11 protein-coding genes are annotated in these 13,746 nt (G+C 63.6%); 1 reads left to right on the top strand and 10 read right to left on the bottom strand.

Features of this window, described 5'->3' with window-relative positions; genetic code table 11:
- Positions 1 to 37: 37 nt before the first annotated feature.
- Both LJD17_RS06275 and LJD17_RS06270 read right to left on the bottom strand, forming a co-directional pair.
- Complete coding sequence (locus LJD17_RS06275; protein ID WP_227383295.1) at positions 38 to 397, bottom strand: putative quinol monooxygenase; 360 nt, start codon at positions 395 to 397, stop codon at positions 38 to 40.
- Between the two features lie 88 nt (positions 398 to 485).
- Positions 486 to 1,700, bottom strand: a complete 1,215-nt coding sequence (locus LJD17_RS06270; protein ID WP_227383294.1) for an MFS transporter — start codon at positions 1,698 to 1,700, stop codon at positions 486 to 488.
- A gap of 121 nt (positions 1,701 to 1,821) precedes the next feature.
- Between LJD17_RS06270 and LJD17_RS06265 the strand changes: the two genes are divergently transcribed.
- Positions 1,822 to 2,172, top strand: a complete 351-nt coding sequence (locus LJD17_RS06265) for an ArsR/SmtB family transcription factor (protein ID WP_227383293.1) — start codon at positions 1,822 to 1,824, stop codon at positions 2,170 to 2,172.
- A 60-nt stretch (positions 2,173 to 2,232) separates the two neighbouring features.
- Here LJD17_RS06265 and LJD17_RS06260 read toward each other — a convergent pair whose 3' ends face one another.
- The 8 genes from LJD17_RS06260 to LJD17_RS06225 all read right to left on the bottom strand — a co-directional run bounded on the left by LJD17_RS06260 (position 2,233) and on the right by LJD17_RS06225 (position 13,729).
- Positions 2,233 to 2,844, bottom strand: coding sequence for a hypothetical protein (locus LJD17_RS06260; RefSeq protein WP_227383292.1), 612 nt, complete (start codon positions 2,842 to 2,844; stop codon positions 2,233 to 2,235).
- A gap of 553 nt (positions 2,845 to 3,397) precedes the next feature.
- Positions 3,398 to 4,561: an ABC transporter permease gene (locus LJD17_RS06255; protein WP_227383291.1), complete on the bottom strand. Its 1,164-nt coding sequence runs from the start codon at positions 4,559 to 4,561 to the stop codon at positions 3,398 to 3,400.
- Positions 4,558 to 5,577 (bottom strand): ABC transporter permease, encoded by a 1,020-nt coding sequence (locus LJD17_RS06250; RefSeq protein WP_227383290.1) that lies wholly within the window; start codon positions 5,575 to 5,577, stop codon positions 4,558 to 4,560. Before LJD17_RS06250 ends, LJD17_RS06255 begins: the two co-directional genes overlap by 4 nt.
- Positions 5,574 to 7,490: an ABC transporter substrate-binding protein gene (locus LJD17_RS06245; RefSeq protein ID WP_227383661.1), complete on the bottom strand. Its 1,917-nt coding sequence runs from the start codon at positions 7,488 to 7,490 to the stop codon at positions 5,574 to 5,576. Before LJD17_RS06245 ends, LJD17_RS06250 begins: the two co-directional genes overlap by 4 nt.
- Positions 7,490 to 9,355: an ABC transporter ATP-binding protein gene (locus tag LJD17_RS06240; RefSeq protein ID WP_227383289.1), complete on the bottom strand. Its 1,866-nt coding sequence runs from the start codon at positions 9,353 to 9,355 to the stop codon at positions 7,490 to 7,492. The genes LJD17_RS06245 and LJD17_RS06240 overlap by 1 nt, the downstream gene beginning before the upstream one ends.
- 41 nt (positions 9,356 to 9,396) lie before the next feature.
- Entirely contained in the window at positions 9,397 to 11,328 is a 1,932-nt protein-coding gene (locus LJD17_RS06235; protein ID WP_227383288.1) for a glycosyltransferase, read from the bottom strand.
- Positions 11,325 to 12,455: a glycosyltransferase family 4 protein gene (locus LJD17_RS06230; RefSeq protein WP_227383287.1), complete on the bottom strand. Its 1,131-nt coding sequence runs from the start codon at positions 12,453 to 12,455 to the stop codon at positions 11,325 to 11,327. Before LJD17_RS06230 ends, LJD17_RS06235 begins: the two co-directional genes overlap by 4 nt.
- The gene (locus LJD17_RS06225) at positions 12,452 to 13,729 is read right to left on the bottom strand and encodes a glycosyltransferase family 4 protein (RefSeq protein ID WP_227383286.1); all 1,278 of its coding nucleotides are present in this window, start codon (positions 13,727 to 13,729) and stop codon (positions 12,452 to 12,454) included. Before LJD17_RS06225 ends, LJD17_RS06230 begins: the two co-directional genes overlap by 4 nt.
- Positions 13,730 to 13,746 lie beyond the last annotated feature (17 nt).

The raw sequence follows: 13,746 nt of genomic DNA, 5'->3' as shown, positions 1-13,746 counted from the left end.
GCGCCCCAGGGCGCCTTTTTGTTGGCCGCGCGTTGAGCTACCAAGCCGCGAAGAACGTAAAATCCGAGCGGATCGGCTGCCAGGTTTGTATGTGACGCGGCTCGCTCAGGAGTTCTGGAAGACGGTCCCAGAAGGCTTTCCGATAATCCCGCCCGATCTGCACGTTCATCACCTCGTCCAGATCGGCCCAGGTTTCATAGAGCATGAATCTGGCGGGATTGTCCGGATCTTGGTGAAGCATCGCATTGATGAAGGTCGCCTCATGCCTCATGGCATCGAGCACAGGTGTCAGCAGGGCGAGGAATTCTTCCTGGAAACCATCCCTGATATGAAAACTGATCACGAAGGTGCGTGGCCCGGCCGTTGCGGTGCGGGGTCGATGACGATCATGCTTCACAGGCGTTATCCTTTGCGTCGATTCATGACCCGAGGATGGGGCCGGATCGACGCAAAGGACATAACCTCGCAGGTAAAGTGCGTGGCTTTTAATGGGTCGCGGCCTGCAGTGGCTCGCAGGTTTTTGCCGGAACGGGCGAGCTCCGTTGCCGGGTGCGCTCTCGCGTCGTCAGCACGATCGCGAGAGCCAGAAGCGGAAATACGGCGGCCACGAAGCCGAGGTCGTTCATCCGGCCGAGGTCCATGACCTCACCGCCCACGAAGGACCCGAACGCGATCCCGAGATAGAGGATGGATGCGTTGAGCGAGAGGGAAACCGGTGCGCTTTCCGGATCGAGGGCGACGATGCGGCTCGCCTGTGTCGGCGGCACCATCCAGGCGAAGATTCCCCACGGGATCGTGAGCCCCACCAGGATCGGGCCGGCGAGAGGCGCGGATACGGTCTTCACCACGACTGACATGGCAACGAGAATGAGGCTGACGGCCAGGGTCGAGAAGATAAGGGTCGGGCGAGGGCCGAAGCGGTCGGATGCTTGACCGCCCGCGATGTTTCCGAGGGCCGAGCCAACGCCGAATGCCAGCAGCAATCCGGGGATCAGCGTGCCGGGCAGCCCGGCTCCATCGACCGCAAGCGGAGCGATATAGGTAAAGACCGTGAAGCCTCCCGTCAGGCACAGGAAGGTCGTCGCCAGAAGGGGCAGCATGCCGGGACGCACGGCGACGGCGGCGCGCTGGCGGAGGGGAATTCGCGAGCCACGCAGGTTGCCGGGAAGCTTGACCAGAATCGCAAGGGCCGTGCAGGCGCTGAGAAGCGCTATGGCCGCAAAGGTGCCGCGCCAGCCGGTCACGGTCGCCAGGAGGGCGCCGATCGGCGCCCCAAGGGCAACGGCAACCGTTGTGCCGCCGACGACAACGGAGATCGCGCGAGCCCGGTGGTCAGGAGACGACAGGGCGATCGCAGTCGCCTGCGCGGTCGCCGCATAAAGTCCCGCAGCGACGGCCATCGCCACCCGGGCGATCAGCAGCGCCGAGAACGAGGAGGTGAGGGCGGCGCCAGCGTTGGCGGCAGCAAAAAGCCCCATCGTTCCCGCAAGAACATACCGACGGTCGACGCTCCCGAGCAGGGTCGCCAGGACCGGCGTGCCAACCGCATAGGCCAGGGAAAAGGCCGTCACAAGGGTCCCCGCTTGGGCGATGGTGATGCCGGCTTCGGCGGAAATATCCGGGAGAAGGCCTGCGATGACGAACCCTTCCGTACCGACAGTGAAGGCGCCAAGCGCCAGCCAGATCAATTGAGAGAACATGCCTGTTCCTTTTGTTCAAAAGTCATTGAACAAATGAACCTGTTCGGTGAAACTGGCAAGAGGCTATTTCAACGTTTGTTGAACATTGCGCATGGGCGAATGTCTGGCTACATAAAAGGCCATGCGCGACCCTTTTCACCCCCCTGCGGAAGCAATTGAGCTGTCTGCGATCCTGTCGGCCTTGAGCGACCCGACGCGCTTGGCCATTCTCGTCCGGTTGGCCGACACCCCGGAGGAAATCCGGTGCGGCAGCTTCGGCGACATGGGGGCGAAGTCCAACCTGAGCTATCACTTCGCCAAAATGCGGGAAGCCGGGCTCGTCACCGTCCGCAGCGAAGGCACGTCCCGTTACATGTCCCTGCGCCGGGCCGATATCGAGCGCCTTTATCCGGGATTACTCGACCAGCTGATCGCATCCGCCCGTTCAACCGTCACGAAGGCCGGCGTGGCGGCACACGCGACGGGGACATGAAAACGCCGCCCGAAATCGGGGCGGCGCGGACTGACGGACCGTGGCGAGGAAAAAAGCGTCTCAGCTCGAGCCGCGTTCGGCGTTCGATGCCGTCCCCAGGCCCAGCACCGCGCCTTCGCGGATGATAGTCTCGGAGGTCACGACGACCCAGCCGTTCTCGGACCTGAAGATGGATACCACCCGCCCGGCTCCCGGCAGGAAGCTGCCCGGCGTCACTTCCTGGGTGCCGTTGGGACCTTCCACCAACGCGCTGCGCCGCAAGATCTTCTTCACGACATAACCGCGGCCGGAATTTCTGTCGGTCAGATCGACCGCTGCGGAATCCTGGCGGAATTTGTCACTCACGGCGCCATTGGGGATCGACCCGGTCACTGTCGGATCCTGATCCTTCGATCGGAAGGCGATGCGGCCGTCCCCATTGGATGCGGCGCCGAGGGACGGAACGGCCATGGGGAAATCCGAACGGCTGACGCCGACCTGGATCGCATAGCCCGCAAACGACATCGACGATAGAGCGATGACGCCCACCAAGCCCAAGGCGACGCGTCCGGCCATTGCGTCGCGCTTGCGCAGGATGTCCTCCATGCGCTTGTTGTTTCGACGACCGCCCTTCTTTTCTTGACGGTTGGCCTGTGCCACTTGCCAGAGCACCTTCTCGAACAGGACACGCATGAGCCGCAATTCCCCCGAATTTTATGTTGCCGGAGTTTTGGCGCGTTAGGCTTAATAAACCGTCAACAAAACGGCGTTCTGGAAAATAATCACCTTGCCGAATGCTCGATTGCTTCTCCGAATTCATAGGCTTTTGCAGCAACGGATAAGCAGCGCTGTGCGATACTGCGATCATAGGTCATGTAACCGGCAAGTAGGTGCGTGGCCGCGGTTATCATGAAAACCAGAAAAGGCGCCCAAGAAGGCCAATTCCTTATGGGAAAGAGCAGGGGCTGAAGAACTGCCCCCAGAACCCGGAATCCGCCTCGCAGGAGAAGCAGGGGGGCGTGGTGCGAATGCGGCAAGCCGGACAAGAGCGCCCATAAGCGAAGAACATATCAATGAGCACGCCGTTGAGGGTCTGCGTGATGGCGGCATTGATCCGGCCCGAACCCTCGAGATCTTCAGGCCAGCCGAACAGCCGCCAGAACAGGACGTGGAAGCCCCCGAAAGGGCCCGGAAGGGCTAAAAGCCATCCTTGGATCAGGCATGCCCGTTCAACAGGCCGCCTGCATCAATGGTAGGGATCTGCCGCGTCGCGCAATCCATCGCCCATGAAGTTGAACGCAAGGACGACGATCACTACAGGAAGGATGGGGAACAGAAGCCAGGGATGGAGCTGCACGGCTGCAAGGTTCTGCGCTTCGTTGAGGAGCACGCCCCAGCTCGTCACCGGAGGCCGCAAGCCCAGGCCGAGGAAGGAGAGGGCGGTTTCACCCAGAATCATCGATGGGATCGCCAGAGTCGCCGAAGCGATCAGGTGACTCATGAAGTTCGGGATGAGGTGACGTGCGATGATGCGCTGCTTCGAGGCGCCCATCAGTTCCGCGGCTTTGACGAAATCTTCCTCGCGCAGCGAAAGCAGTTTCGATCGCACCGCCCGAGCGAGGCCCGGCCAATCCAGCAGCCCGAGGATGATCGTGATGCCGAAAAACACCAGGATCGGGCTCCAGTTGGCCGGAAGGGCCGCCGACAGGGCAAGCCACAGGGGCAGCTCCGGAAGCGAGCGCAGGATTTCGATCAGCCGCTGGATCACATGATCGACCCATCCGCCGAGATAGCCCGCAAGGCCGCCGAACAGGAGGCCGAGGGTAAAGGAAACCGCGATGCCGACGATGCCGATGGTGAGCGAAATCCTGGCGCCGTAGATGATGCGGGAGAAGACATCCCGGCCGAGCCGGTCCGTCCCGAGCAGGAAGAGCGTGCCGTTTTCAGGCGGGCAGAACAGATGGACGTTCGAACTCACGAGGCCCCAGAACTCGTAATAATCTCCCCGGCACAGGAAGCGGATCGGCTCCGGCCTGGACGTGTCCACGGTGTAGACGCGGCGGAAGCTCTCCAGGTCGAAGGTGAATTTGTAGGGATAAACGAAGGGGCCGACGAAGCGGCCTTCGTGCATCAGGTGCACGGGCTGAGGCGGCGCGTAAATGAAATCGCCGTTCCGCTTCGTTTGATTATAGGGAGCGATCACTTCCACGAAGGGGATGAGGAGATAGAACGCCAGGAGGATGAAGGCCGCCGCGACGGCGACCTTGTGGCGGCGGAACTTCCACCACATGAGCCGCCACGACGATGCGCGATAGAAATCCTCGCTCTCAAGCCCTGCGGGCTCGGTGGCGCCGGGGTCGAACGGCTCCTTGTTGACGTAATGCCGCTTGAAGGGAAGCGCCTCGTTCATCGGCCGCCTCCCATCCGAATGCGGGGATCGAGCCAGGCGAGCAGCAGGTCCGAAACCAGCATGCCGAAGACCGTCAGAATCGCGACGAACATCAGGATGAACCCGGCCAGGAACTGATCCTGGCTCTTGAGGGCGCTGAGCAGGATGGGCCCGACGGTCGGAAGGCTGAGGACGAGGGAGACCAGCACCGACCCCGAAACCAGATGCGGCAGAAGGTTGCCGATATCGGCGATGAAGGGATTCAGAGACATGCGGAACGGATACTTGAGAAGAGCCCTTCCGGGCGGGAGGCCCTTGGCTTTCGCGGTCACGTAATACTGCTTTCCAAGTTCATCCAGGAGATTGGCCCGCATGCGCCGGATCATGGCGGCCGTGCCCGCCAGGCCGATCACCAGGGTCGGCACGATCAGGTGCGCGAGGAGCGACTGGAACTTGGCCCAGCTCCACGGCTGTCCCGCGAAGCGGGCGTCGAACAGGCCGCCGATCGAGATGCCGAACCAACGGTTCGAATAGTAGAGCAGGATGAGGGCCAGCAGGAAGCTGGGTGTCGCGAGACCGAGATAGCCGATGAAGGTCGCGATGTAATCGCCGACCGAGTACTGGCGGGTCGCCGAGTAGATCGCGATCGGGATGGACACCAGATGGATGAAGATGACGACCGCGATGTTGACCAGAAGCGTCAGCCACAGGGCGTCGCCCACGACCTCGAAGACCGGGCGATCATATTCGAAGGACCAGCCCCAATCCCCCTGAAGCAGGCCGGAAAAGCCGTTCTGCCCCGGCATCACGCCCAGCCAAACCAGGTATTGCTCCCAGGCAGGCTTATCGAGGCCATATTGCTTGATCAGGAACTCGGCCTTCGCGACCGCGTCCGCCTCACCCTGGGCCCTGAGCTCGGCGATCTGGTTGGACAGGAAATCGCCCGGCGGCAGCTTGATGATCAGGAACACGAGAGCCGAGATGATCAGGAGCGTCACAAGCATCGTGACGAAGCGACGCAACAGAAAACGGATCATCTGCGGGCCTCTTTCAGCGCGGCCTTGTTCCAATACATCTCATCCACCCGGTAGATGCCGATCAAAGCCGTCGGCTCCCAGCTGTAAAGGGCCTTCTGAGGCAGCCCTTTCAGGCCGTTGCGCACGACGATCGGCTGCAGGGCGCCCGCAACCGTTCCGATGGACCATTGGTTCTCGGAATGGTTGCGCAGCATTTCGGTCCACACATCGCGCTGGACGCCGCGGTTCGCCGTGTTCATCCAGATCGAATAAAGATCGAGCAGCCGTCGCGCTTCCGGGATGTCCACCGCCTCTCCGTTCTTGCCCTTGGTTTCCACGTGCTGCCCCCATTGTGGCCAGGAATAGTTGTCCTGGCGCATCGGGGCGTACTCGCTTGGCGGCATGATCGCCGTAGGGACGGCGTTGTCGAAGCCCTGGCCGGCGACCACGTTGGTCAGGCCCGCATAGGCGCGGTTGCGCAGCACGGTCCGGTCCTGCGGCTTCACGAAGAGCCTGACGCCGACTTCGCGCCAGAATTCTCCGATCAGCGTCAGGGCGTCGACGATATGACTGGCTTCCCCGTCCGTTTCGACGATGATTTCCATCTCGCGCCCGTCGGGCAGCAGACGGATACCGGCGGAATTGCGCTTCTTCAGGCCGATCTCGTCGAGCAGACGCGAAGCCTCGGCCGGGTCATAGGTGGCGTTGAGGGTCCGCAGCGAAGGGAACGACAAGGGGCTCTGCTCCATGACCGTGTTGTTGCCTTCGATTCCGAGACCGAACAGGAACACGTTGTTCAGGGTCTTGCGATCGATGGCGTGGGACAGGGCACGCCGGTAGCGCGGATCCCGGTTGAGCGCGCGCCACACCGGATCCTTCGCGTTGAGATTCGGATAGAGCGCAAGCTCGGAACCGCGCGCATAGGGCCACAGCAAGGTGGTGTAGTCGTGAGCCTTTTCGCCCTGCTTCAGGATCGGGATGTCGCTCATGGAAATGCCGCGGAACAGGAGATCCACCTCGCCCGCATTCGCTTTCGCGGCGAACAGCCCCCCGGAGGAGACGTCCATGATGATCCGGTCGAGATACGGCAATTGGTGACCGTGGGTGTCGACGCGGTGATAGTAGGGATTGCGTTCGAACACGAAGCGGTTCGCCGGCGCCCTGTTGGTGACGCGCCAGGCCTGGAGCACCGGTTCGTCCGGGTTCGTGTGCTCCTTCATGTCGTCGAGACGATTGTGAAGGGCCGCCCAGGATTTCAGCTTTTGCGCCTTCGCGGCTTCGTCGAGCTTCGCCTTGTCGGCATATTTCGCGTGAAACTGCCTGAGATAATGGGCGGGGCGATAGATGCCCGGATCGACCGGACCCGCGAGATAAGGCAGGAAGCGTGGGTTCGGCTTGTCGAAGGTGTAGCGTACGGTTCGCTCGTTGATCACTTCGAACGTCGCGGGCTTGCCATCCACCATCATGAATTCCGGCACCCCGGCGGGCGACAGGTCCTTGTTCTGGGCGACGTCTTCCCAGAAATACCGGAAGTCCTCCGCCGTGAAGGGATGCCCGTCCGACCAGCGATGCCCCTCCCGGATCGTGAAGGTGAAGATGCGGTCGTCCTCGCTGTCGGCCTTCTCGAGAAGATCGGGCTGGAGGTCGAGATTGCGGTCGTAACCGACGAGGCGCGTGTAGCCGAAGGTGCTGATGTAGCGGATGTCGCGGGCCCGCGCCACGAGGGTGACCACGTCCCCGCCGTATTCGCCGTTGGCCTCCGCGGACACCAATGGCGCTTTCGGCACGCGGTCACCGACGGGCGGCAATTCCTTGTTGGCGATCTTGTCCTTGAAGAAGGGCTGTTCCACGAAGTCCGTGGCCAGGGCCGGCAGGGCCGGAACGGCGAGGAGCAGCGCTAGGAGACCGGTTCTCAGGCGGGCTTTCATCGTCATCATGCAGCCTCCTTGACCGAAAGCTGTCCGAGGCGGATCTGATGCCCCGGCTCGATTTCCTTCATGACCCCCGCTTCTCCTTCCTGGAGCCGGAAGGGCTCGGGCCACTGATCCGGATGGGAGAAGCGGTCCGCGCGCAGCTTGGCGAAGTCAAGGGGACGATCGATGTCGGGGTCGGGAACCGCCGCCAGCAGCGCCTGCGTATACGGATGGACCGGATTCCTGAACAGGGACGTCTTAGGCGCCTGTTCGACGATATAGCCACGGCACATCACCGCGATGGTGTCCGCGATGTAATCGACGACCGCAAGGTTGTGCGACACGAACAGATAGGACAGATCCAGCGCCGCCTGGAGATCCTTGAGCAGGTTCAGCACTTGAGCCTGAACCGAGACGTCGAGGGCCGATACGGGCTCGTCGCAGATCAGCACACGCGGTTCCAGCGCCAGTGCCCGCGCGATGCCGAGCCGTTGCCGTTGTCCGCCCGAGAAGGAATGAGGGTAGCGGCGCAGGGCCCGGCGGTCGAGGCCGACCATGTCGAGAAGCTCCTTGGCGCGGTGATAGCGCATGTCGCTGTCGCCGATGCCGTGAATGATCAGCGGTTCGGTGAGGATCTCGTACACGGTCATCCGCGGATTGAGGGACGAGAACGGATCCTGAAAGATGAACTGCACGCTGCGGCGATAATCCTTCAGGGCGTCGCCTTCGAGCTCGTGCACGTTCCGCGGGCCGGTGCCGTCGTCGAAGAGCACCTGTCCCGTATCCGGCTCCATGGCGCGCATGATCATTTTGGAGACCGTGGTCTTGCCGCAGCCGGATTCCCCGACGAGTCCGAGCGTCTTGCCGACGGGCAGGGCCAGGGACACGCCGTTGACCGCGTGAATCTTGCGGATCCGTCCCGAGAACCAGCCGGAGCGGAGCGTGAAGCACTTGGTCAGGTTCTCGGCCTTGAGGATCGGGCCCTTCGGCTCGGTACGTTCCGGTTTATGGGCCGTTTCGAGGGTGGCGCTCTTCACCTCGCGGATCGGCGTCAGCCGCTCGTTTTCCGCCATGGCGAAGCGCGGAACCGCGCGCATGAGCGCCTGCAGATAAGGATGCTGCGCGTGGCGGAAGATCACTTCGCGCGGGCCTGACTCCATCACGCGGCCGCGATACATCACCACGACTTCGTCGGCGACGTTGGCGACGACTCCGAGATCATGGGTGATGAGCAGGACCGACATGCCGGTTTCGGCCTGAAGCTCCTTGATCAGGTCGAGGATCTGGGCCTGCGTGGTCACGTCGAGGGCCGTGGTCGGCTCGTCGGCGATCAGAAGAGCCGGACGGGTGATCAGCGCCATGGCGATCATGGCCCGCTGCCTCAGGCCGCCCGACAATTCGAACGGATAGGTTCTCAAAGCGCGGCGCGGATCTGGGAATCCGACCCGGGCCAGCACCTCCTTCGTCCGCTCGAGGGCTTCTTCCTGCGAAACCTGCTGGTGGATCACCAGGGCTTCGGAAATCTGGTCGCCGATGGTGTGGAGCGGCGACAGGGACGTCATCGGCTCCTGAAAGATCATCGAAATCCGGCCGCCCCGGAGCGCGCGCATGTCGGTGCTGTCCGGGGTCAGGGCTGCGATCTCGATGGAATCCGCCCGCTCGGGATCGTTGAACGTGATGGTTCCGGCCGCGATATGGGCCTTCTTCGAAAGAATCTGGAGGATCGCCTGGGCCGTGACCGACTTGCCCGATCCGGACTCGCCGACGAGGGCGACGGTCTTGCCCTTGGGAATGTCGAAGGACAGGCCATCGACGGCCCTGAAGCGCCCGGTCTCTGTCTCGAAATCGACCGCCAGATCGCGGATCGACAGGAGTGGCTTTTCCATGAACTCCTCCGGGTGGCTACCCGTCACGCCACGATAACGCATTATGGGCCAGCGACGATCCTGTTTTTGTTACAGAATAGCTCATTAATCGCAACGAAACTCTCATTATTTCGTGACAGATAGACCAACAGGTTCTCGCAAAATGTCCAGACCCTCTCGTCGTGGACGAGATGGTGAGTCAGAAGCCCGACGGGTTCTTCTACATCCGCATGGCCGGAAACGCGCCGTTCCACCGCATCCGCGAGGTTGCGGATGATTGTGGATGGATCGATGAGGCTGCGCGTGCCGTGCCAATCGATGGGATCGACATGCGTGTTGATAACGGTCAGGCCTTTCACCGGACGGGCGCTGTCCCGGTCCCTGAAGGTGGACAGGGCGCTGTATCCGGCCTGCGGCAGACGATCGATCAATGCGGGCGCGATCCTGTTCCAGGGCGGCACGAAAACGGGCAGGAGCCGGTCGCCCAGCACCGCTCTCGACCGCACCAGCGCATCCCCCGCTTCCCTGACCAGCGTCTCCAGCGGACGATGGGGCCCGAATTCGGCCTTTTTCTCGCCCCCGGGAGCGTGGTTGACGTGGCCGAGGCCATGAACCAGGGCGGCGGCCCGTTCCGAGGCGGAAAGCCGCTGCGCGAGCGATGGTTCCAAGCCCATTGGCACGCAGGCCAGCGCAAGGCCGGCCTGGAAGCGATCCGACAGGGACAGGAGCCGCTCGAGCTGGGGCGTTGCCGCAACGGCATCGTCGTCCCGCCACCAGAAGCGAACGGCGCGGCCACGATCCCTAGCGCGCCGGAGCGCCTCGCCGAGAGGCGCCCAATCGATGCTTTCGTGAACCGGCGGCACCGCGACCGTGAGAGCCTCGATGATCGCGACGCTGTGTCTTGCGCCATCGAGCGAAATAGGCGGCGGCAAAGGAAGGCCGGCTCGGAGTTGCGTTTCCACCGCGGCCGCCAGTGCCTCGCCGGATAACCGGTCCTCACCGATCACGCTTGCCAGCCCCAAGGCCGCGAAACGGTCGGCGCGCAAGCGCTGTTCGGTCTCGTGGCCGGCCTCGAAGGGGATAAGGATCGATCGGACGCCTGCGCGAAGCAGATCGACGCAGGTGTTGTATCCGGCCTGACTGACCGACAGTTCCGACCGCGCGAGCAAGGCCCTGAAATCGGGCCGCGCCCGTTCAACGGTCACATGGGCCGGCGCGTCCCGGCAGAGCGCCTCGAAATCCGGCTGCGTGATTCCGCGCCCGACCAGAATGTGCCACGGCCGGTCGGGGACCCGGCGGGCGGCATCGAGAGCGGCGCGATACACCGGAAGACTCGATGCGCTCGATCCGCCGGATACCACGATGCCGTTTCGCGCGGCCGCGGCGGATACATCGGAACCCTCGTCCACATAGCCCGTGTCGTGCAGCATCGGGCGCAGCATCCCGTCGACGGGCCAGGACGCATCGAGGGGCACGATGCTCGGGTCTCCGTGAACCAGCACGGCATCGTAGAAGCGTGCGATCCGCCGATGGGCCTCGGCGATCCGTTCCGGCCGCGCGGGCGCGACCAGAACATCGCGGATCGACGAGACGATCAGCGGTCGATGCGGCAAGGCGGTGGCGGCCGCCAGAAGAGCTTCGAATTCCTCCGCGAGCACGCGCCGCCCGAAGGGAAAAAGCTCCGTGATCAGCACCTGCGGCTGCACGGCATCCAAGGTTTCGAGAAGGAGCCTGCGGCGCTCTTGCCTGTCCTTGTCGGTGATCGGCCGCCCGTCGGCATCCAGCAGTGTTTTGAAGTCCGTGCCGATCGTTCGGACAGGCGGCAACTGCACGAGCTGCACGCCCGGACAGAACGGCAGCGGCACCGGACTTCCGCCGGAAACGAGGGTCGTCGGATGGCCGGCCGATGCAAAGGCGCGCGCGAGGGACGCGGCCCGGGTCAGATGTCCCGACCCCAGCAGATGCGTGACGACGATCAGGACCCGGGAACTCATGGCCGTGATCTTTCGATCAGGTCGTTCAAGGTCTCGCGCAGAATTGCAGACGCCTGCGGAAAACTTCTCTCGTCCTGAACGAACCGGTACGCCGCCGCTCCGAGACGCCGCCGTTGCTCGGGCGCCTGAAGGAGGGAGCCGACGGCTTCCGCAAAGGCTCTTACGTCATCGGGCGGCGTGAGAATGCCGGTCTCCATGTGCCGCACCACATTGGCCACGCCCCCATGAGCACCGGCGACAACCGGACAGCCGAAGAGTTGCGCTTCCAGCAAAACCATTCCGTAGGCTTCGTTCACGGCAGGCCAGACGAAGAGATCGGCGTGCCGATAAAGGTCGCCCAAACCTTCGTGCATGGTCATGTGCCCATGAAAGCGAACACGCCCCGTGAAGGCGCAGAACAGCTCTTCCACGTCCCGTCGCGCGTCTCCGTCGCCGACGATATCCAGGGTCCAGGGATGATGCCGGATCTCGCCGAGCGAGGCGGCCAGAATGCGATAGGACGCAAGCTTGTCTCCCGGGCGCATCATCGCGACGGTCAGGAGGCGGGGCGCGCCGTTTTCGCGGGGCGAGAGGCGAGGGTGATCCCATTCCCCCGCATCGATGAAGGGTGCAAGGTCGATCAGCCGCTGTCCGTCAGGCTTCGCGGCGGCCAGGGCGATCCTGTCCCGGTCCGTCATGGCGATGACCGCGTTCGCCCTGTCGAGCGCGGCCTCGGCACCCGCATGCCCAAGGGCCCAGGGGCCGTCGGCGCGCTTTGCGGCCCGGGACCCTTCCGCGATCACGTAAGGAATAGCCAGAGCATCCGCCACCCGAGGGCCGATCCAGTCCGGTGCCTTGTAGTAGACGTGGTAGGTGAACCAGAGCGCCGGGCGCTGCTCGCGAGGCTCGGCACGGTAGCGGTGCACGAGATCCTCCGCGGTCACGGCGGACGCCATGCGCAGCTGTTCCTGGCATGTCGGGTCGCCCGTTTTGTCGAGCGTCCGCAACTCGCTGGCCAGGGACACGGAAAACCCAGCGGTCTCAAGTGCCCGCATGAGCAGGCGGGCCATCGTCCTGTCGCCCGACGGCGAAGGGTGGTTCGGGCTTTTCAGGGGTGCGTAGAACGCGATGGCGCGGGGAGGGCTCACACCGTCACCGGACCCGTTGCAGGTTGGTCGCCGAGGACGGCGCGAAAACGCTCCTCCAGGATCTCGATGCCCCCATCCATGGAGAAATCGCGCCGCAGGCGCTCAAAGGACGCCGCTCCATAGGATGCGCGGCGTTCCGGCTCGCGAGCCAGGAGATTGAGGGCGTTGGAAAGAGCCTCCCAGTCTCCCGAAGGGACGAGCTGACCCTCCCGGTCGTTGCGGATGAACTCGGGAATGCCGGCGAAATCCGTGGCGATGACGGCGAGCTTCTGGCTCGCCGCTTCCATCAGCACGTTGGGCAGTCCGTCCTGATCGCCCGAGCGCGCTTTCTTGGACGGAAGAACGAAGATATCCGCCTCGCGGAGCAGGGCGATGATGTCGGGCTGCGCCTTGGGGCCCAAGAACGCGACCTTGTCGGCGATGCCGTCGTTCTTCGCCTGAGCCTTGAGGGTATCGAGCAGTTCGCCCCCGCCCACATGGACGAAGCGCCAGTGCAGGTCGGGCGGCAGGGCCGCCAGGGCCTTGAGGAGATCGCCGAAGCCCTTCTTGGCGACGGCCCGCCCGACGGACACGATCCGCACGGGATCGGCCGGGTCGGATCCATCCCGGGACGAATGGCTGTCGGGAGGCGCGGGAAAGCGGGCGAGGTCCAGCCCGTGATAGACCAGGGACACATGGTCGGGACGAGGCGCCAGCGCCTGAAGGTGGCGGCCCCCTTCGGCGGTGCAGGTCACGCCCCACAAGGCCTCGGCGAGCTTCTCGCGCTTTTCCCAATCCGGTGTCGTCCAGATGTCCTTGGCATGGGCCGAGAACGTCCAGGTGCGTCCGGTCAGGAGCGCCGCATAGCGCACGACGGAAGCCGGGGTATGGAGATAATGAACATGAAGATGGCGAATGCCGGGGGGCAGCTCGCGTCCCATGACGAGGGCCTGTCCGAGACGCCGCACCCGGTTGGCCGTGAGGTCGCGCTTCAGATCGGCCCGGAATGCCCGCATGAGGGCCCGAAAACCCGGCTGCCTCAGACCCCAGAAGAGACCCTTGAGCACTCTCAAAGGCTCCTCGTAGAGATATTCCGGCAGGTACCGGACGGGAGCTTTGATGGCGCGGTTCATGGGGTGCACGGCCTTTTCCGTCGGATGACGGAGCGACCAGATCTCGAGGGACAGCCCGCGCTGCTCCAGCGCCAGGATCTCCTGCGCGATGAAGGTTTCGGACAGGCGCGGATAGCCCTTCACGGTCACGGCCAGGCGTTGTTGGGGCGCGGAAAGCGGCATGCGAACAATAACTCGAT

It is taken from the genome of Microvirga rosea (assembly GCF_020595095.1).
Taxonomy (GTDB): Bacteria; Pseudomonadota; Alphaproteobacteria; order Rhizobiales; family Beijerinckiaceae; genus Microvirga; species Microvirga rosea.
The sequence above is the reverse complement of the archived record's forward strand: the minus strand, read 5'-3'. Positions and strand labels throughout refer to the sequence as shown.

Coding starts and splice junctions, on each gene's coding strand:
- LJD17_RS06240 (WP_227383289.1), bottom strand. CDS start 9,355: ATGGAAAAGCCACTCCTGTCGATCCGCGATCTGGCGGTCGATTTCGAG.
- LJD17_RS06260 (WP_227383292.1), bottom strand. CDS start 2,844: ATGCGTGTCCTGTTCGAGAAGGTGCTCTGGCAAGTGGCACAGGCCAAC.
- LJD17_RS06235 (WP_227383288.1), bottom strand. CDS start 11,328: ATGAGTTCCCGGGTCCTGATCGTCGTCACGCATCTGCTGGGGTCGGGA.
- LJD17_RS06265 (WP_227383293.1), top strand. CDS start 1,822: ATGCGCGACCCTTTTCACCCCCCTGCGGAAGCAATTGAGCTGTCTGCG.
- LJD17_RS06245 (WP_227383661.1), bottom strand. CDS start 7,490: ATGACGATGAAAGCCCGCCTGAGAACCGGTCTCCTAGCGCTGCTCCTC.
- LJD17_RS06225 (WP_227383286.1), bottom strand. CDS start 13,729: ATGCCGCTTTCCGCGCCCCAACAACGCCTGGCCGTGACCGTGAAGGGC.
- LJD17_RS06270 (WP_227383294.1), bottom strand. CDS start 1,700: ATGTTCTCTCAATTGATCTGGCTGGCGCTTGGCGCCTTCACTGTCGGT.
- LJD17_RS06255 (WP_227383291.1), bottom strand. CDS start 4,561: ATGAACGAGGCGCTTCCCTTCAAGCGGCATTACGTCAACAAGGAGCCG.
- LJD17_RS06250 (WP_227383290.1), bottom strand. CDS start 5,577: ATGATCCGTTTTCTGTTGCGTCGCTTCGTCACGATGCTTGTGACGCTC.